Below are 17516 nucleotides of genomic sequence, written 5' to 3'. Positions count from 1 at the left end.
CACTAGGTGAGACGTGCAACCGTTTCCGCGCCCGAATCGTCAAGGCTGGAGGAGGGGTGACGCGCCACCGGCTATCGTTACCGCGGATCGACGGGAACAAAAGGAAAATTCTCATGGCTCTGACCGACCACCGCACGACTCGACCGCTGCTCGCCGTGGCGACCCTCAGCACGTTGTGCCTCGGGCTGGCTGCCTGTGGCGGCAGCGACTCCGGGGTCACGGTGACCCCCGGCAAGACGACGGCGGCTTCCGCCCCGACGGCGGCCACGTCCTCGGAGTCCTCGCCGTCGGAGTCGTCCTCGTCGTCATCGGAATCGTCGGCGCCGTCCTCCGAGTCCGCGGATCCGAGCGCGAGCAGCAGCGCAGCGCCGGCCGCTTTCAAGGCCGGACAATGCCTCAACGACACGACCAATTGGGAGTCCACGCCGTGCGACCAGCAGCACAAGCTGGAGGTCATCTCGGTGGTCAAGACCGGCAAGTACGCCGACGACCTGGTCAAGCGCGGCATCCTGCGCAACTGGACGTGCAACAACGAGTTGGCTGCCTACATCGGTAACAAGGACGCCGGCTTCGCGCGGATCCTCGCCCAGCCGGTGCCGACGGCGACCGACCCCAACGCCTCGAAGCAGATCGTGTGTGCGGCCGCGGTCACCAAGCCGGACGACACCGGTTATGAGCAGATCACCTACCGGTTGAAGAACCGCATCAAGACCAAGGGCTACACCGACTACCGCATCTGCACCAGCGACCGCCCCAGCAAGACCGACTCTCCGCACATCGTGCCCTGCGATGAGGCGCACAAGGCCGAGACCATCGGCGGCTACGTCATCGGCAAGCCGGACGGCAAATACCCCGGCAGCAACACCGTCGACAAGCGGGCGCTGAAGAAGTGCGTGCCGCTGGCCAAGAAGTACCTCGGCACCACCCGCGGTGACGTGATCGCCGCGGTGAACAGCACCGGTGAGTCCGGGTGGAAGCGCGGCACGACGATGACGGCCTGCTTCGTCGAGGCCACCAACGGCACGTTCACCAAGCCGCTCAAGGGCATGAAGAACAAGCCGCTGTCCAGTTACAAATAACGGATAGACGTGACGATGGCTCGCCGTCCGTTGCAGTTGGCCGCCGTCGGCGCGGCAGTGTGCACTCTCACTGCCTGCGGCTCCGACGGCGGTGTCGTGGTCTCGCCCCGGACCGAGGCCAGCGGAGCGCCGAGCTCCGCGCCGTCCGCGACCGCCAGTGCCTCATCCACGTCTGACCAGCTGCCCGACTACCTGCGGGACATCGCGGTCGGTGACTGCTTGGACAACAACCCTGGTGGGGAGTGGAAGACCGCAGACTGCGCGACCGGGCACGACTTCGAGGTGTCCGCGATCGTGCCGAGCAAGTGGGACAAGCACGACCTGGCAGCCCGCAGCGCGTTGCGGATCTGGACCTGCAACGACGTCGCGGCGGCATACCTCGGCGGCCCGCCGTTGGCGACCTTCTTCATGGCGGCGACGCTGCCCACGGCGGCCGATCCGCAGTCGGACGAGCGGATCATCTGCCTGACCACGCAGAGCGGCCCGGGCGGCAACTCCGTGCAGACGGTCGGCCCGATGCGCGGGGCGTTGGCCGATCCGCAGAAGCTGGCCGAGCACCGGACCTGCCTGCGCAGCCGCACCACCGAGGGTGCGCCGCAATTCGTGTCCTGTTCTGAAAAGCACGCGGCGGAGGCGGTCACCACCATCTCGCTGGGCAACGCGACCGACCCGTTCCCCGGCGACTCGGCCGTGCGCGCGAAGACCCGCAAGGTGTGCGACCAGAAGGTCCGTGCCTATCTCGGCGGCGTGACACGCAAGGACCTGGTGACCGGAGCTCTGACCTCGAGCAAGTCCAACTGGCAGCGGGGCGATCGCCACGCGACGTGCTTCGTCAACATCGACGGACCCAAGCTGACCGCTTCGGTCAAGAACATCAAGAACAAACCATTGGAGGACCTCAAGTGACCACGATCCTGGCCAGCGGTGTCGGATCCCTGCCCGGCGACGACGTCGAGGGCGCGGCGCGGGCGGTGCGCGAGACGTATGGCGACGGCGGCATCCCCTACCTGGTGGAGCTGCCGGAGCGCGGCCCGGGCGCCGACCTGATCGGGCGCACCGCCGCGCAGCTGAGCGGCCTGGCCGTGGAGTTGCAACCGACCGGGTGGCATCTGACCGACTCGCCCGGCCACGAGGCCGCTCAGGCGCGTGGCTACGTGCAGCAGGACCTCGACGTGCTGGCCGAGGTGTATGACGGCTACGCCGGTCCGCTCAAACTGCAGTTCTGCGGCCCGTGGACGCTGGCCGCGGCGCTGTCGTTGCCAAAGGGGGAGCGCGCCGTCAGTGACACCGGTGCCCTGCGCGACATCGCACAGTCGCTGGCCGACACCGTCGTCGAGCAGCTGACCGCAGTGAAGCGGCTGGTGCCCGGTGCCGAGCTCGTCGTGCAGTGGGACGAGCCCGGTCTGCCGGCCGTGCTGGAGGGGCGGCTGCCCACGGCTTCCGGTTTGGGCAAGCTGGCGGCGATCGACACCGACGTGGCGCGAGACGGACTGCGAGACATCACCGAAGCCGTTGCGCCGCAGGTGGATTCGCAGGTGCTGCACTGTTGTGCTCCGGGTGTCCCGGTGCCGTTGGTGCGCCAGGTCGACGGACTGGGGCTCTCGCTGGACACGGCGCGGCTTCGCACGGCGCAGTGGGACGGGATCGCCGAGTTCGTCGAGTCCGGCCGGAGCCTCTGGGCAGGACTGATTCCGACCGACACGACGGCGCAGCACCCGCGCGAGTTCGTGGACCCGTTTGCCGAGCAGTGGCACCGGGTCGGGCTGGAGTCGGCATTGCTGGAGCGTCTCGTCGTGACGCCTGCATGCGGGCTGGCCGGCAGCACCACTGCCGAAGCGTCCCGGCTGTCCCGCCTCACCGTCGACACCGCCAAGGCTCTCGAGGATGCCGCCGTGCGCTGATCGCAGCCCAAGGTGATCGAGTAGCGCCGCCGCCACTCCAAGGTGATCGAGTAGCGACGAGGCCTCTCCAAGGTGATCGAGTAGCGACGAAGGAGCGTATCGAGATCAAGCGCGCTCTCCGCTGTCAGCGCCATACGGCAGGATTGATCAGGTGAGCGAGCGCAGCGAACGACCAATGATGCAGGGGAACGACGACACCCGAGGGACGAGGGTGTCGTCGTGAGCGAGATCGAATCCGACGGCATACCGGCAGAAGTGCGGCACGAGTGGGGCGAGCTCGCGGAGGAGGCACGCGGCCACCAGTTCGCCTACCACGTGCGTGACGCCCCGACGATCAGTGACGGCGCCTATGACGAGCTGATGCGCAAGCTCAACGCGCTCGAGGAGCAGCACCCCGCGCTGCGCACCCCGGACAGCCCCACCCAGCAGGTCGGCGGCGCGATCTTCAACACCGACTTCACCGCGGTCAAGCACGCCGAGCGGATGCTCAGCCTGGACAACGTGTTCAGCGCCGAGGAGCTGGCGACCTGGATCGCGCGGGTGCAGCGCGAGGTCGGCGACCAATCGCTGCACTTCCTGTGCGAGCTGAAGATCGACGGCCTGGCGATCAACCTCACCTACGAGCACGGTCGTCTGGTGCGAGGAGTGACCCGCGGCGACGGCACCACAGGTGAGGACGTCACCTCCAATGTCCGCACGGTGCAAGGCATTCCGCACAAGCTCGCCGGTGACAACATCCCCGAGCTGGTCGAGATCCGCGGCGAGATCTTCATGAGCATGTCCGACTTCGAGCAGCTCAACGCCGACCTCGTCGAGTCGGGCAAGCCGCCGTTCGCCAACCCGCGCAACACCGCGGCCGGCTCGCTGCGCCAGAAGGATCCGCGCGTCACCGCACGTCGTGCGCTGCGGATGCTGGTGCACGGCATCGGTGCGCGGCGCGGCTTCGACATCGAGCGTCAGTCGCAGGCATACGACCTGCTGCGGGAGTGGGGGCTGCCGGTCTCGACGCACTACAAGGTCGTCGACACCGCCGCCAAGGTCCAGAAGTATGTCGAGTGGGCCGGCGCCAACCGGCATTCCGTCGAGCACGAGTTGGACGGCGTCGTGGTCAAGGTCGACGAGGTGCCGGTCCAGCGAGCACTGGGCTCGACGTCGCGGGCGCCGCGGTGGGCGATCGCCTACAAGTACCCGCCCGAAGAGGTCAACACCAAGCTGCTCGACATCGAGGTCAACGTCGGCCGCACCGGCCGGGTCACGCCGTTCGGTGTGATGGAGCCGGTGGTGGTCGCCGGCTCGACGGTCGCGAATGCCACGCTGCACAACGCTTTCGAGGTCAAGCGCAAGGGCGTGCTGATCGGCGACACGGTGGTGCTGCGCAAGGCCGGTGACGTCATACCCGAGATCCTGGGCCCGGTCGTTGACCTGCGCGACGGCAGCGAGCGGGAGTTCGTGATGCCGACGCACTGTCCGTCGTGCGGCACCGAACTGGCCTACGAGAAGGAGGGCGACAAGGACATCCGGTGCCCCAACTCACGCACGTGTCCGTCGCAGCTGCGCGAGCGACTCTTCAGCCTCGCCGGGCGCAGCGCCTTCGACATCGACGCGCTCGGCTGGGAGGGTGCGGTCGCGCTGCTGGAGTCCGACGTGATCACCGACGAGTCGACCCTCTTCCGACTGACTCGTGAGCAGCTCGTGCAGGTGCCGATCTACACCCGCGCCGCCAAGAAGTCCGACCCCGAGGACGAGATCGTCGACGGGAAGGTGTTGTCAGCCAACGGTATTCGGCTGCTCGACAACCTCGTCAGCGCCAAGGAGCAGCCGCTGTGGCGGGTGATCGTCGGCCTGTCGATCCGCCACGTCGGCCCGACCGCGGCGCGTGCGCTCGCGACCGAGTTCGGCTCCATCGAGGCGATCCGATCGGCGAGCGTCGAGGAGCTGGCGGCCGCCGACGGGGTCGGGGGCATCATCGCCCAGGCGGTGATCGACTGGTTCGAGGTCGACTGGCACCGGCAGATCGTGGATCGCTGGGCGCAGGACGGCGTGCGGATGGCCGATGAACGCGACGAGTCGATCGTGCAGACCCTGTCGGGCCTCACAGTCGTGGTGACCGGCTCGCTGGAGCGATACACCCGCGACTCGGCCAAGGAGGCGATCATCGCCCGCGGCGGCAAGGCGGCCGGCTCGGTCTCCAAGAAGACTTCGTATGTCGTCCTCGGCGCCAACGCCGGCTCCAAGGCCGACAAGGCCGAGCAACTCGGCGTGCCGACCCTCGACGAGGACGGCTTCGACGACCTGCTCGAGAACGGCCCGGAAGTTGGCGACGGCGCACGCTGATCGAGTGCCGGAGGAGCGGAGCGGAGGAGGCGTATCGAGATCAAGTGCTCCGGTCGCTTTGGTGGGGCGACGGCTACGCCGCCGTGCCTGACTCACTCCACTGCACTCCGCTAGCGCTCCGTTCCGTTGCATAGGCCAGGCCCGACGACGCAGCCGCCGCCGATGTACCCCGCCTTCGCGGCTGGTCGGTTGAAGTCCCGTGGTCACCATTTCTCGTTGCTCACCCAGGAAACAAGGAGTCTGACATGAGCGAAGCAGTCCCACTGGACGTCGTCATGATCCACGTCGACCGCGCACTCGACGGTATGTCGGCAACCCTGCGTGACCTGGGTGACGACCTGGTCAACGCCGGCACCGACCTACCGGGCGGCAACACGGCATACCAGATCGTGCGGCACTGTTGCGGCGTCCTGGAGTTCTGGGGCGGCAAGGTGCTCGCCGACCGGCCGATCACCCGCGACCGACCCGCGGAGTTCACCTCCTCTGGCACGGTCGACGAGATCGTGGCGATCGTGGCGGAGCAGCGCGCGAAGTTCCGTGCAGACCTGCAGCGCTTCGACGGCGAAGCCGACACTCCTGGCGAGATGAACGCGTGGAGCATGGACCCCGACGAGTCCCGCACGCAGGCCGGCGTGCTGATGCATGTCTACGAGGAGCTGGCGCAGCACCGCGGCCACCTGGAGATCACCGCCGACATCGTCCGCGCCCGCTGACGCGCGTTCATCAATGACCAAGGAGGTCCGCCCATGACTGTGAGACACGCCGACGGCAGCGCCGGGGACGCTGACTACGGGCAGATCGGTGGCGCGTATTCGTCCTATCGACAACCGGATCCGCGCATCGCGGGCCGCATCGAGGATGCCCTCGGCAACGCACGGACCGTGCTGAATGTCGGGGCCGGCGCCGGGTCCTACGAGCCGACCGGCCGCGACGTGACCGCGGTCGAGCCGTCGGGCTCGATGCGCGCGCAACGACCGCCGCACCTGCCGGAGGCGATCGACGCGACGGCGGAGTCGTTGCCGTTCGCCGACTACTCGTTCGATGCCGCCATGACGACGTTCAGCATTCACCAGTGGAGCGACCTCGCTGCCGGGCTGCGCGAACTGCGTCGTGTCACCACCGGTCCGATCGTGATCATGACCTGCGACCCGGAGTTGCTCGACCGCTTCTGGCTGGCCGAATACGCGCCGGAGGTCATCGGCACCGAAGCGCGCCGGTATCCGTCCATCGCTGCGATCCGGGAGGTGCTGGGCGACGTCGAGGTGCTCGACGTGCCGGTGCCGCTCGACTGCTCCGACGGCTTCAACGAGGCCTACTACGGGCGGCCGGAGATGTTGCTCGATCCCGCGGCGCGGGCGTCCTGCTCGGCGTGGAGTTTCGTGGACGAGGCGACCGTTTCGTCATACAGCGCGCGGTTGCGGGCGGATCTGGCCGACGGTGCCTGGGACCGAGCGCACGGCGAGCTGCGCACCCAGCCGACCTTCGACGGCTCGCTCGTCCTCGTCGTGAGTCCGGGCCGCACACCCTGACCGAGGCGCGTCAGGAACGTGTCCTAGGTTCGAAGGCGTGAGCACGCCTGATATCTGGCCCCATTCACAGACCGCACGGGCAGCGTCACCGTTCGTCATCCTCGGACTCGTGCTGGTGGTCGTCGGAGGTCTGGTGTCCGCCGCAGCAGCACCGAACGCGAGCTATCACAGCAGTTGGGCCGTCGCCTACATCGTGTTGGTCGCCGGCGCGGCACAGGGAGTGCTCGGCCTGGCGCAGGCTGCGTTGACCGGCGGTGACGTGTCCGGTGCTGTCCGGCAAGCCGAGCTGTGGTGCTGGAACGTCGGCAATGCGCTGGTCGTCGCCGGGACACTGGCCGACGTGCCGGTCGTGCTCTACCTCGGGTGCGTGCCGCTGATCATCACGCTCGTGCTGATGCTCCGGGCGATCGCACACGTCCCGTCGAACTGGCTGGTCTGGCTGATGCGCATCGTCGTGGTCGTGTTGTTGGTCAGTATGCCGACCGGCATTGTGCTGCAAGCCGTTTCGCACTGAGGGCGTCGTTAGAGTTCCGCCATGGGCGGGGGAGATCGACGCACGCGAGTCGTCACCGAGTTGCTGACCCGGTTGCAGAACGTGCGGCCCGGCGGCCGGGCCCTGGTCGCGCTGGACGGCTTCGACGGTGTCGGCAAGACACATCTCGCGGCGGAACTGGTCGCGTTGGCTTCCACCGCAGGTCGCCCGGTGGTCGGCGTGAGCATCGACGGTTTCCACCGGCCGAAGGCGGAGCGCGTCGCGGCCGGCACGGGTGCTGAGGGTTTCTACCGCGGTTCTTATCGGTATGACGCCTTCCGCGCCTGCGTGGTGGACGCCGTCCGGACGGGCAAACCGATCACGCCCGCCGTCTGGGACGTCGCCGTCGACCGGCCGGTCAAGGTCGATCCGCTCGAAATCCCTTCGGACACAATCGTGTTGGTGGACGGCATCTTCTTGCAACGTCCGGAGCTGGTCGATGTCTGGGACGCCACGGTCTGGGTCGACGCACCATTCGCAGTGACCGTCCCGAGAGGCAATGCGCGCTTCCCAGGCGATCACGACAACGACCCGAGCGCCCCGGTCAATCAGCGGTATGTCGGTGGTCAGCAGCTGTACCTCGCCGAAGCGGACCCTCGCACACGGAGCACGTGGGTGTTCGACAACACCGATCTGGTGCGGCCTTCGCTCACCGGGACCGCCTGAGCACCGGATGTCGCCGGGTCCAGCCCGCCCTCAGCCTGGTTACTCGGGTTCGACCAGCTTCCCGCTCTTGGCGACCTCCGGGTCTGTGCACGACGCCAGGTCGAAGCAACACGGCCGGCGCTTGCCCGATCGCAGCTTGGAGATGCCGACCTCGACCCGGCGGTCGCGGGTCACCGGGTTCTTTGTCGCATTGATCCACCGGACCCACTCCCAGCGAGCCATCGGCGTGATGTCCTGCCAGGTGTCGGCAAGGTCGGTCGCGTCGGCCAGAGCGGACGAAAAGTCCTCGGGGACTTCGGGTTCCGGCCAGTCCTTCGTCGGCTCGATCGTCAGCTGCACGGTCGCGCCGACCCGCAGATCGAGCTCACTGCGCAGCCCGTCGTCGATCGCGATCCAGTGCCCCTTCCGCCCGTCCGGCTCGATCACGGTCGGGTATGGCGCACCGTCAACGGTGACCGTGGCCGCGACCTGACCGCGGGACGGCAGCTCGGCGCTTGCTTCCGTGGGTAGTCGGACGATCATCCGGTCCCCGATGGTTTCGATCGGTGCGGAGCATTCGACGGTCGTGGGTGTCGCCTTGGTCGCCATACCGCAAAGGTTAGAAGAAGGCCGGAGTGCACGCGTCCTGCAGATCGTGCGCACGCAGCCCGCACGATCGGCAGGTCCGGCGCGGCATACCGGTGACGGTGACTTTTGGGCCGGCAGGAGGTGCGCTCCGGCGCACGTCTTGCGGGTCCGAGGTTGTGGAGGCCTCGAGACGCCTCCTCGGCTGCGCTCCTCCGGCTCCTCGGCCACCTCAGCCGGGCTTGCGGGCCAGCACGACCAATGCGTCGTTCTCGAGGTGGACGCCGTCGGGCCCGGCGAGCGCAGTGAGGTCTGCGCGGACGGCGGCTCGGCGCTCGTCGTCGAGCACGACGTAGCGCGAGTAGGTGAAGACCAGGTTCAACCAAGCCTCCGTCGTCATCACCCGGTCGCTTCGGAAGGTATGACGCTCAACGGTGAACCCCATCCCACGCAGCAACTCGTCGACCGACTCCTCGCGGTCCTCCGACGGTCGGGCGCTGGGCGTGACCGCCAGGTGCCGTTCGTCGATCGCAGTGATCGCATCGCGTGGCGGATCGAGCTCGGTGTAGCGATTCCACATCAGCGCCAGCGCGCCACCGGGGCGCAGCACGTCCCACGCCTTCCGGGCCGCGGACGTGGGCTCCACCCAGTGGAACGACTGCGCGAAGGTCACGGCATCGAAGCTGCGACCGGCCGGCTCCCAGGCCTCGAAGGTCGCAACCTCCACCGCGAGCCCGGTGCTCTCGGCAATTGCGGCCATGTCCGGATCGGGTTCGACAGCGTGCACTTCCGCGCCGGCCCCACGCAGCTGCCGGGCGGCGATGCCGGTGCCTGATCCGACGTCGAGCACCTCGAGGGGCCGCCGGCCCGTCGCCGGAGCGTTCAACACCGTCTCGATCAGCGCGGTCGGGTAGGTCGGCCGGTGCTCGTCATACGCAGCGGCGACCGCCCCGAACGACTCGGCACGCGCCCTGTCCAGGTGCAGGTCGTCTCCGCCGTGGTCGGTGTCTGTCGGCACCCGCGTCAGTCCGCGTCCGGAGCGTAGGTCGGCCGCTCCTCGGAGCCGGGCGTCCCGCTGAACGCGCGGTAGGCGTCGATGATCATGGCGACGCACTGGTCGAGTTCGAGCAGTGGCGTGTTGAGCTGCAGGTGATAGAGCGCGGGGTCGTCGATGTCGCGGCAGTAGAGGTGCTGCACGTACTTCGCCCGGGCGGCGTCGACCTTCTCGAGGTTCGCCTCCGCCTGCTCGGGGGTGACGCCGCCCTCGCCGAATTTCTCGGCTGCCTTGATGCGCTCCTCGGCCGTGCCGTAGAGACGGATCCGCAGCACATCGGTGCGGTCGTGCAGCGCTGCGGCGCCGCCGCGGCCGAGGATCACCGCACCGTCGGTGAGTGCCTCGCGCATGATCTTGTCGGCCTCGGTGCGGAACTCCTCGGCGGCCGCACCGTCCGCGGCGGCAATGGCCGAGCCGCCGCTGATCGTGTCGGCCAGGGGAGCGAGGTTGCGGAAGAAGCGGTCGGCGAAGCTGAGCTTGCGCTCGCCCTCGGCCGCCTCTTCGACCGACACGTCGAGTTCATGGGCGACCCGTGCACTGATGGCACGGTCCAGCATGGCGAAACCGAGTCTTTCGGCGACACGCGGCGCAACGATCCCGCCCCCTGCGCCATACGCGGACGAAATGGTGATGCCTGGCATGAGTGCCTCCTCGGCGTCGTTTTCGGGGATGCTCCACACATACTTCGTTCTGCTATCAAGTTGTATCACTGCATGTGACCAGTGTGACGCCTGAACGTATCCCGCGCTGCAGGGAAGCCGGGCGAATTGCGCCGAGCGCGGCGAAATAGACTGATCAGCATGTCTGACCTCTCCCGCGACGAGGTGGCGCACGTCGCCATGCTCGCCCGCATACAGCTCACCGATGACGAACTCGACCGGTTGGCCGACCAGTTGGACCAGATCGTCGGATTCGTGGCTACCGTCGGCGATCTCGCGACCGACGACATCACCCCGATGTCGCACCCGCTGCCGCTGGAGAACATCACCCGCCCGGACGAGGTCCGGCAGAGCCTGACGCCCGAGGAGGCGCTGGCCGCCGCACCGAAGGCACAGGCCGAGCGATTCGCCGTGCCCCGCATCCTGGACGAGGACTGAGACATCGATGACTGACTACACCCGGCTCACGGCTGCCGAGATCGCCGACGCACTCGCCACTGGATCGACCACCTCCGTCGAGGTCACCCAGGCACACCTGGACCGCATCGCAGAGGTCGACGGCGACATACACGCCTTCCTGCAGGTCGACGCCGACGGCGCCCTCGCCACCGCCAAGTCGGTCGACGAGGCGCGCACCGCGGGGGAGAAGCTCGGCCCGCTCGCCGGCGTCCCCATCGCCGTCAAGGACGTCCTGGCGACCAAGGGTCTGGAGACCACGGCCGGCAGCAAGATCCTCGCCGGCTGGATCCCGCCGTATGACGCAACGGTCGTCACCAAGCTGCGCGCCGCCGGCATGCCCATCCTCGGCAAGACCAACATGGACGAGTTCGCGATGGGCAGCTCGACCGAGCACTCGGCATACGGCCCGACCCACAACCCGTGGGACCTCGACCGCACGCCCGGCGGATCCGGTGGCGGCTCGTCCGCTGCAGTCGCCGCGTTCGAGGCGCCGCTCGCGATCGGCACCGACACCGGCGGCTCGATCCGCCAGCCCGCGTCGGTCACCGGCACCGTCGGCACCAAGCCGACGTATGGCGGCGTTTCGCGCTACGGCCTCATCGCGATGGCCAGCTCGCTGGACCAGGCCGGGCCGTGCACGCGCTCCGTGCTCGACGCGGCGCTGCTGCACGAGGTGATCGGCGGCCACGACCGGATGGACTCGACGTCCATCGACGCGCCCGTCCCGCCGGTGGTCGAGGCTGCCCGCAACGGCGACGTATCGGGCATGAAGATCGGTGTCATCAAAGGCATTTCGGGCGACGGCTTCCAGCCGGGCGTCAAGCAGCTCTTCGACGAGTCGGTGCAGCTGCTGGTCGACCGTGGCGCCGAGGTCGTCGAGGTCGAGTGCCCCAGCTTCGAGAAGGGCTTGGCGGCCTACTACCTGATCATGCCCAGCGAGGCCAGCTCCAACCTGGCGCGCTTCGACGCGATGCGCTACGGCCTGCGCGTCGGCCCGGAGGGTGTCGACAGCCCGAGCGCGGAGCAGGTCATGGCCGCCACGCGTGAGGCAGGCTTCGGCGACGAGGTGAAGCGCCGGATCATCCTGGGCACCTACGCACTGTCCGCCGGCTACTACGACGCCTACTACGGCCAGGCCCAGAAGGTCCGCACGCTGATCGCGCGCGACTTCGCGGCGGCATACGAAAAGGTCGACGTGCTGGTCACCCCGACTGCGCCGACCACGGCGTTCAAGCTCGGCGAGAAGCTCGACGACCCGATGGCGATGTACCTCAACGACGTCGCCACCATCCCGGCCAATCTCGCTGGCGTTCCTGGCATTTCGATCCCCAACGGCCTCGCGGCCGAGGACGGTCTGCCCAGCGGTTTCCAGATCCTCGCGCCGGCTACGAAGGACGAGCGGCTCTACCGTGCCGCGGCGGTCCTCGAGGCGGCGCTGCACGAGAAGTGGGGCGGGCCGATCCTGGCGCAAGCCCCGGCACTGACAGCAAAGGCGGGCAACTGATGACTGACGCAGTCGTCGACTACGACGAGGCTCTCGCGACATACGACCCGGTGATGGGTTTCGAGGTGCACGTCGAGCTCAACACCGCGACCAAGATGTTCTGCGGGTGCGCGACCGTCTTCGGGGCGGAGCCCAACTCGCACACCTGCCCGACCTGCCTCGGCCTGCCCGGCGCGCTGCCGGTCGTCAACCACCAGGCGGTCGAGTCGGCGATCCGGCTCGGGCTCGCGCTCAACTGCAGCATCGCCGACTGGTGCCGCTTCGCCCGGAAGAACTACTTCTACCCGGACATGCCCAAGAACTTCCAGACCAGCCAGTACGACGAGCCGATCTGCTTCGAGGGCTACCTCGACGTCGAGGTCCCGGCCGCATCCGGCAAGGGCACCGAGACCTTCCGCGTGGAGATCGAGCGCGCGCACATGGAGGAGGACACCGGCAAGTCGCTGCACGTCGGCGGCGCCACCGGTCGCATCCAGGGCGCCGAATACTCGCTCGTCGACTTCAACCGCGCCGGCATCCCGCTGATCGAGATCGTCACCAAACCCATTGAGGGTGCAGGAGATCGGGCCCCGGAGATCGCTCGTGCGTATGTCGCCACGCTGCGCGACCTGGTCAAGGCGCTGGACATCAGCGACGTGAAGATGGAGCAGGGCTCGGTGCGCTGCGACGCCAACGTGTCGTTGCGGCCCAAGGGCGCCGAGAAGCTCGGCACCCGCACCGAGACCAAGAACGTCAACTCGCTGCGCTCCATCGAGCGTGCGGTGCGCTACGAGATCAGCCGGCAGGCTGCGATCCTCGAAGAGGGCGGGTCGATCCTGCAGGAGACCCGTCACTGGCACGAGGACACCGGCGTCACGACGTCCGGTCGTCCCAAGTCCGACGCCGACGACTACCGCTACTTCCCCGAGCCCGACCTGGTGCCTGTCGCACCTCCGGCGGACCGGGTCGAGCAGCTGCGCTCCACGCTGCCCGAGCCGCCGGCCCAGCGCCGCAAGCGGCTCCAATCCGACTGGGGTTACAGCGATCTGGAGATGCGCGACGTGATCAACGCCGGCGCGATCGACCTCATCGAGGCAAGCGTTGCCGAAGGCGCCACACCCGCGGGTGCCCGCAAGTGGTGGACCGGTGAGCTCGCCCGCCGGGCCAACGTCGAGGAGAAGTCCGTCGACGAGTTCAACGTCACCCCGGCGTATGTCGCCGAGCTCGACGGCCTGGTCAAGGGCGGCCGGCTCAACGACTCGATGGCGCGCCAGGTGCTGGAAGGCGTCATCGACGGTGAAGGCTCGCCGACGGCGGTTGCCGACGCCCGCGGCCTCGAGCTGGTCCAGGACGACGGTGCGCTCGAGGCAGCGGTCGACAAGGTCATCGCCGCCAACGAGCCGATCGCTGCCAAGGTCCGTGACGGCAAGCTCAACGCCGCCGGCGCGCTCATCGGCCAGGTCATGAAGGAGCTGAACGGTCAGGCTGACGCCGCCAAGGCGCGCGAGCTGATCCTGTCGAAGCTCACCAGCTGACCATGCTGATCGAGGGCCCGCCCAAGCTGGTCGAGTAGGTCGAGCCGCTAGGCGAGGCCGTATCGAGACCCTGCCCAAGCTGGTTGAGTAGGTCGAGCCGCTAGGCGAGGCCGTATCGAGGCCTCTTGCCGTTGTTGCGTTTTCGTGCGCCCTCGGTCACCTGGGTAGCGGTGTCGAGGCAGCCGCCCGCCCGAACGCACTCCACTGCACTCCGCTAGCGCTCCGTTCCGCTCCATAGGTTCGTTCGGACGACCACCTCGACACCTACGGATCTCACCTGCCGCTGCCTTGTCGTTGTGCCGGCACCCGGAGCCAGCCGATAGCGGTGCCCCGATTAGGTTCTGACGCATGAGCGTTGTGTCGTTGCCGGAGGAACACTGGGTCACTGCACTGGCGGACGTCGAGGGCGTCGAGCCGGTGCTGTGGGACATGAAGGACGCGCCGCCGCGGGACGACATCGAGTTGGTCGTGCCGCCATACCTCGGCAATCCCAAGCGGCTCGCGCGGTTGGCGGAGCTGCCGCGGCTGCGTGCGGTGCAGCTGGTGACGGCCGGCTTCGAGCACGCGGTGCCCTACCTCCCCGACGGGGTCGAGCTGGCCAACGGACGCGGTATCCACGACACCTCGACCGCGGAGCTCGCCGTCGGTCTGGCGATCGCCGCGCAGCGCGGCATACCGCAGGCCGTGCGGGCGCAGGGTGACGGTGAGTGGCTGCGGATGGCCGGCCTGCCGTCGCTCGCGGACCGGCGTGCGCTGATCATCGGCTATGGCGCGATCGGTGTCGCCATCGCGAAACGGCTGCTGCCGATGGAGGTTTCGGTCACCGCCGTGGCGTCCAAGGCACGCGGGGGAGACGACCTGGTCGATCAGGTCCACGGCATCGACGAGCTGTCCACGCTCCTGCCGGACCACGACGTCGTCTTCCTGATCCTCCCGCTCACCGACGAGACCCGGCATCTCGTGGACGCCGACTTCTTGGCTCGTATGCCGCGAAACGCCTTGCTGGTCAACGTTGCTCGCGGGGGCGTCGTCGACACCGATGCGCTCGTCGAGGCGTGCGCTGCCGGCCGGGTGCGCGCCGCGCTCGACGTGACCGACCCGGAGCCGCTGCCGCAGGACCACCCGCTGTGGCACACCGAGGGAGTGTTGATCACGCCGCACGTCGGCGGCGCGTCGACGGCCTTTGAGCCACGCGCGCTCCGCCTGCTGCGTTCCGAACTCGCGCGATTCGGCGGCGGCGCTCCGTTGCGGAATGTCGTCGCTACCGGGCACAGGTGACATGCTCTCGGGTATGAGCCCAGCCACCCGTCAGCTGATCCTCGTCCGTCACGCCAAGGCCGCCGACCCGGGCGCGGCCACGCGCGATCACGACCGCCCGCTCACCGAGCGCGGCCATGCTGATGCCGAGGCGCTCGGGCACTGGTTCAAGGAGCAGGCACTGCGGGCCGACCTGGTGCTGTGCTCGACCGCCGTCCGCACTCGGGAGACGTGGGCCGACGTCGTGGCGAGCAGCGGACTCGGTGCGCTGGTCGCTAACGATCAGCGCGTCTACAACGCCTCCGTCGAGCGACTGATCGAGCTGGTCCGTGAGGAGGGCGGCCCGTCCCGCTCGGTGGTTGTCGTCGGACACGCACCGGGTATGCCGGGCCTCGCGGCCACGCTCACCGAGGGCGTGACGTCCGAACCGGACGGGCCGACCCTCGACGCGGGTTTCCCCACCTGCACCGTGGCCGTCCTGCAGGTCGACACGAAGTGGAAGGACCTCGCGGCCGGCACGGGTCGGTTGACGGCGGTGCACACCGCCCGCGCGTCCGACTGATGGGATCGCCGTCCCAGTCCGTGGACGTGGGGCGTAGCCTGACGGCATGCCAGATCTGAGGTCACGGACAACCACATTCGGTCGTGCGGCGTCGGGCGCTCGCTCGCTCTGGCGCGCGACGGGTATGACGGACAGCGACTTCGGCAAGCCGATCGTCGCGATCGCCAACTCCTACACGCAGTTCGTTCCCGGCCACGTCCACCTCAAGGACGTCGGCGAGATCGTCGCCGAGGGCGTGCGCGCAGCCGGCGGCGTGCCGCGTGAGTTCAACACCATCGCGGTCGACGACGGCATCGCGATGGGACACGGCGGCATGCTCTACTCGCTGCCCAGCCGCGAGATCATCGCCGACTCGGTCGAATACATGGTCAACGCGCACACCGCGGACGCGCTGGTGTGCATCTCCAACTGCGACAAGATCACCCCCGGCATGCTCAATGCCGCGATGCGGCTCAACATCCCGGTGGTCTTCGTCTCCGGCGGTCCGATGGAGGCCGGCAAGTCCGTCGTCGTCGACGGCGTCGTGCACCCGTCCTCGGACCTGATCACCTCGATCTCGGCCTCCGCCGACGACAAGATCGACGACGACAAGCTCAGCGAGATCGAGCTGTCCGCCTGCCCGACCTGCGGCAGCTGCTCGGGTATGTTCACCGCCAACTCGATGAACTGCCTGACCGAGGCGCTCGGTCTTGCGCTGCCCGGCAATGGCTCGACGCTCGCCACCCACTCGGCACGTCGCGCGCTCTTCGAGCGGGCCGGCGAGACCGTGGTCGAGCTGGCCAAGCGCTACTACGAGCAGGACGACCACTCGGCGCTGCCGCGCAACATCGCGACGTCGGCAGCGTTCCGCAACGCCATGGCGCTCGACGTCGCCATGGGCGGATCGACCAACACCGTGCTGCACATCCTGGCCGCCGCTCAGGAGGGCGAGGTCAAGGACTTCGACCTGGCCACGATCGACGAGATCAGCAAGCGGGTGCCGTGCCTGTCGAAGGTCGCGCCCAACTCCTTCTTCCACATGGAGGATGTGCACCGGGCAGGCGGCATACCCGCGATCCTGGGCGAGTTGCGTCGTGCCGGGATGCTCGAGCGGGACGTGACCACGGTCCACACGCCGACCATGGAGCAGTGGCTGGACGACTGGGACATCCGCTCCGGCAAGACGACCGACGAGGCGATCGAGCTCTTCCACGCCGCACCCGGGGGAGTGCGCACCACCACGCCGTTCTCCACCGACAACCGGTGGGCCGACCTGGACACCGACGCCGAGAACGGCTGCGTCCACGACGCGGAGCACGCCTACACCTCCGAGGGCGGGCTGGCCATCCTGCGCGGCAACCTCGCGCCCAACGGGGCTGTCATCAAGACTGCCGGTGTCGACGAGGAGCAGTGGCACTTCGAGGGGCCGGCGCGCGTCGTGGAGTCCCAGGAGGAGGCCGTCGACGTCATCCTGAGCAAGACCATCCAGCCCGGTGAGGTCCTCGTGGTGCGCTACGAAGGCCCGGCCGGCGGCCCGGGGATGCAGGAGATGCTGCACCCGACCGCCTTCATGAAGGGCACCGGCATGGGCAAGAAGTGCGCCTTGGTCACCGACGGCCGCTTCTCCGGCGGGTCCAGCGGCCTGTCGATCGGGCACGTTTCGCCCGAGGCTGCGGCCGGCGGTGAGATCGGCCTGGTCTGTGACGGCGACCCGATCCTCATCGACGTGATCGAGCGCAGGCTCGAGTTGCACGTCGACGACGCCGAGCTGGAGCGGCGCCGCGCCGAGGTGGAGTCCTCGGAGGCCGGCTGGCAGCCGAAGTCGCGCGACCGGGTGGTCACCAAGGCACTGCAGGCGTATGCCGCCATGGCGACCTCGGCCGACCGCGGCGCTGTCCGTGAGGTGCCGACGCGCCGCTGACG

At 68.5% G+C, this 17516-nt stretch carries 17 protein-coding genes; 14 read left to right on the top strand and 3 right to left on the bottom strand.

Features of this window, described 5'->3' with window-relative positions:
- Positions 1 to 113: 113 nt before the first annotated feature.
- The 8 genes from ACSZL9_RS05480 to ACSZL9_RS05445 all read left to right on the top strand — a co-directional run bounded on the left by ACSZL9_RS05480 (position 114) and on the right by ACSZL9_RS05445 (position 8041).
- Complete coding sequence (locus tag ACSZL9_RS05480) at positions 114 to 1079, top strand: septum formation family protein (protein WP_446664455.1); 966 nt, start codon at positions 114 to 116, stop codon at positions 1077 to 1079.
- A gap of 15 nt (positions 1080 to 1094) precedes the next feature.
- Positions 1095 to 1985, top strand: a complete 891-nt coding sequence (locus ACSZL9_RS05475) for a septum formation family protein (protein ID WP_446665110.1) — start codon at positions 1095 to 1097, stop codon at positions 1983 to 1985.
- A complete protein-coding gene (locus tag ACSZL9_RS05470) occupies positions 1982 to 2980 on the top strand; it encodes a methionine synthase (RefSeq protein ID WP_446664454.1) in 999 nt (332 codons plus the stop codon). The genes ACSZL9_RS05475 and ACSZL9_RS05470 overlap by 4 nt, the downstream gene beginning before the upstream one ends.
- 219 nt (positions 2981 to 3199) lie before the next feature.
- Positions 3200 to 5314 carry an NAD-dependent DNA ligase LigA gene (ligA, locus tag ACSZL9_RS05465; protein WP_446664453.1) on the top strand — a complete coding sequence of 705 codons (2115 nt, stop codon included), beginning with the start codon at positions 3200 to 3202 and terminating at the stop codon, positions 5312 to 5314.
- Positions 5315 to 5559: 245 nt separating this feature from the next.
- Positions 5560 to 6027, top strand: a complete 468-nt coding sequence (locus ACSZL9_RS05460; RefSeq protein ID WP_446664452.1) for a mycothiol transferase — start codon at positions 5560 to 5562, stop codon at positions 6025 to 6027.
- Between the two features lie 33 nt (positions 6028 to 6060).
- Positions 6061 to 6843 carry a class I SAM-dependent methyltransferase gene (locus ACSZL9_RS05455; RefSeq protein ID WP_446664451.1) on the top strand — a complete coding sequence of 261 codons (783 nt, stop codon included), beginning with the start codon at positions 6061 to 6063 and terminating at the stop codon, positions 6841 to 6843.
- Between the two features lie 37 nt (positions 6844 to 6880).
- Entirely contained in the window at positions 6881 to 7357 is a 477-nt protein-coding gene (locus ACSZL9_RS05450; protein WP_446664450.1) for a hypothetical protein, read from the top strand.
- A 21-nt stretch (positions 7358 to 7378) separates the two neighbouring features.
- Entirely contained in the window at positions 7379 to 8041 is a 663-nt protein-coding gene (locus ACSZL9_RS05445; protein WP_446664449.1) for a uridine kinase, read from the top strand.
- 39 nt (positions 8042 to 8080) lie between these two features.
- Here ACSZL9_RS05445 and ACSZL9_RS05440 read toward each other — a convergent pair whose 3' ends face one another.
- The 3 genes from ACSZL9_RS05440 to ACSZL9_RS05430 all read right to left on the bottom strand — a co-directional run bounded on the left by ACSZL9_RS05440 (position 8081) and on the right by ACSZL9_RS05430 (position 10300).
- The gene (locus tag ACSZL9_RS05440; protein WP_446664448.1) at positions 8081 to 8629 is read right to left on the bottom strand and encodes a YdeI/OmpD-associated family protein; all 549 of its coding nucleotides are present in this window, start codon (positions 8627 to 8629) and stop codon (positions 8081 to 8083) included.
- Between the two features lie 208 nt (positions 8630 to 8837).
- On the bottom strand, positions 8838 to 9623 hold the full coding sequence (locus ACSZL9_RS05435; protein ID WP_446664447.1) for a class I SAM-dependent methyltransferase: 786 nt from the start codon (positions 9621 to 9623) through the stop codon (positions 8838 to 8840).
- A gap of 5 nt (positions 9624 to 9628) precedes the next feature.
- A complete protein-coding gene (locus ACSZL9_RS05430; protein ID WP_446664446.1) occupies positions 9629 to 10300 on the bottom strand; it encodes a cytidylate kinase-like family protein in 672 nt (223 codons plus the stop codon).
- 159 nt (positions 10301 to 10459) lie between these two features.
- On the opposite strand from ACSZL9_RS05430, the gene gatC reads away from it, so the two are divergent.
- From gatC to ilvD, 6 genes are all read left to right on the top strand, one after another.
- The gene (gene gatC, locus ACSZL9_RS05425; protein WP_446664445.1) at positions 10460 to 10756 is read left to right on the top strand and encodes an Asp-tRNA(Asn)/Glu-tRNA(Gln) amidotransferase subunit GatC; all 297 of its coding nucleotides are present in this window, start codon (positions 10460 to 10462) and stop codon (positions 10754 to 10756) included.
- Positions 10757 to 10763: 7 nt separating this feature from the next.
- Entirely contained in the window at positions 10764 to 12281 is a 1518-nt protein-coding gene (gatA, locus tag ACSZL9_RS05420; RefSeq protein ID WP_446664444.1) for an Asp-tRNA(Asn)/Glu-tRNA(Gln) amidotransferase subunit GatA, read from the top strand.
- Positions 12281 to 13795, top strand: coding sequence for an Asp-tRNA(Asn)/Glu-tRNA(Gln) amidotransferase subunit GatB (gene gatB / locus ACSZL9_RS05415; protein WP_446664443.1), 1515 nt, complete (start codon positions 12281 to 12283; stop codon positions 13793 to 13795). Before gatA ends, gatB begins: the two co-directional genes overlap by 1 nt.
- 348 nt (positions 13796 to 14143) lie before the next feature.
- Complete coding sequence (locus ACSZL9_RS05410) at positions 14144 to 15073, top strand: 2-hydroxyacid dehydrogenase (protein ID WP_446664442.1); 930 nt, start codon at positions 14144 to 14146, stop codon at positions 15071 to 15073.
- A gap of 13 nt (positions 15074 to 15086) precedes the next feature.
- The gene (locus ACSZL9_RS05405) at positions 15087 to 15614 is read left to right on the top strand and encodes a SixA phosphatase family protein (protein ID WP_446664441.1); all 528 of its coding nucleotides are present in this window, start codon (positions 15087 to 15089) and stop codon (positions 15612 to 15614) included.
- A 46-nt stretch (positions 15615 to 15660) separates the two neighbouring features.
- Entirely contained in the window at positions 15661 to 17514 is a 1854-nt protein-coding gene (ilvD, locus tag ACSZL9_RS05400; RefSeq protein ID WP_446664440.1) for a dihydroxy-acid dehydratase, read from the top strand.
- Positions 17515 to 17516 lie beyond the last annotated feature (2 nt).

Source organism: Flexivirga sp. B27 (assembly GCF_052905685.1).
This window is presented reverse-complemented; position numbering and strand designations above follow the sequence as displayed.

Excerpts from the sequence above, each read along its gene's own strand:
- ACSZL9_RS05430 (WP_446664446.1), bottom strand. The coding sequence starts at position 10,300 with ATGCCAGGCATCACCATTTCGTCCGCGTATGGCGCAGGGGGCGGGATC.
- ACSZL9_RS05445 (WP_446664449.1), top strand. The coding sequence starts at position 7,379 with ATGGGCGGGGGAGATCGACGCACGCGAGTCGTCACCGAGTTGCTGACC.
- ilvD (WP_446664440.1), top strand. The coding sequence starts at position 15,661 with ATGCCAGATCTGAGGTCACGGACAACCACATTCGGTCGTGCGGCGTCG.
- ACSZL9_RS05410 (WP_446664442.1), top strand. The coding sequence starts at position 14,144 with ATGAGCGTTGTGTCGTTGCCGGAGGAACACTGGGTCACTGCACTGGCG.
- gatA (WP_446664444.1), top strand. The coding sequence starts at position 10,764 with ATGACTGACTACACCCGGCTCACGGCTGCCGAGATCGCCGACGCACTC.
- ACSZL9_RS05475 (WP_446665110.1), top strand. The coding sequence starts at position 1,095 with ATGGCTCGCCGTCCGTTGCAGTTGGCCGCCGTCGGCGCGGCAGTGTGC.
- gatB (WP_446664443.1), top strand. The coding sequence starts at position 12,281 with ATGACTGACGCAGTCGTCGACTACGACGAGGCTCTCGCGACATACGAC.
- ACSZL9_RS05480 (WP_446664455.1), top strand. The coding sequence starts at position 114 with ATGGCTCTGACCGACCACCGCACGACTCGACCGCTGCTCGCCGTGGCG.
- ACSZL9_RS05455 (WP_446664451.1), top strand. The coding sequence starts at position 6,061 with ATGACTGTGAGACACGCCGACGGCAGCGCCGGGGACGCTGACTACGGG.
- ACSZL9_RS05405 (WP_446664441.1), top strand. The coding sequence starts at position 15,087 with ATGAGCCCAGCCACCCGTCAGCTGATCCTCGTCCGTCACGCCAAGGCC.
- ACSZL9_RS05440 (WP_446664448.1), bottom strand. The coding sequence starts at position 8,629 with ATGGCGACCAAGGCGACACCCACGACCGTCGAATGCTCCGCACCGATC.
- ACSZL9_RS05460 (WP_446664452.1), top strand. The coding sequence starts at position 5,560 with ATGAGCGAAGCAGTCCCACTGGACGTCGTCATGATCCACGTCGACCGC.
- gatC (WP_446664445.1), top strand. The coding sequence starts at position 10,460 with ATGTCTGACCTCTCCCGCGACGAGGTGGCGCACGTCGCCATGCTCGCC.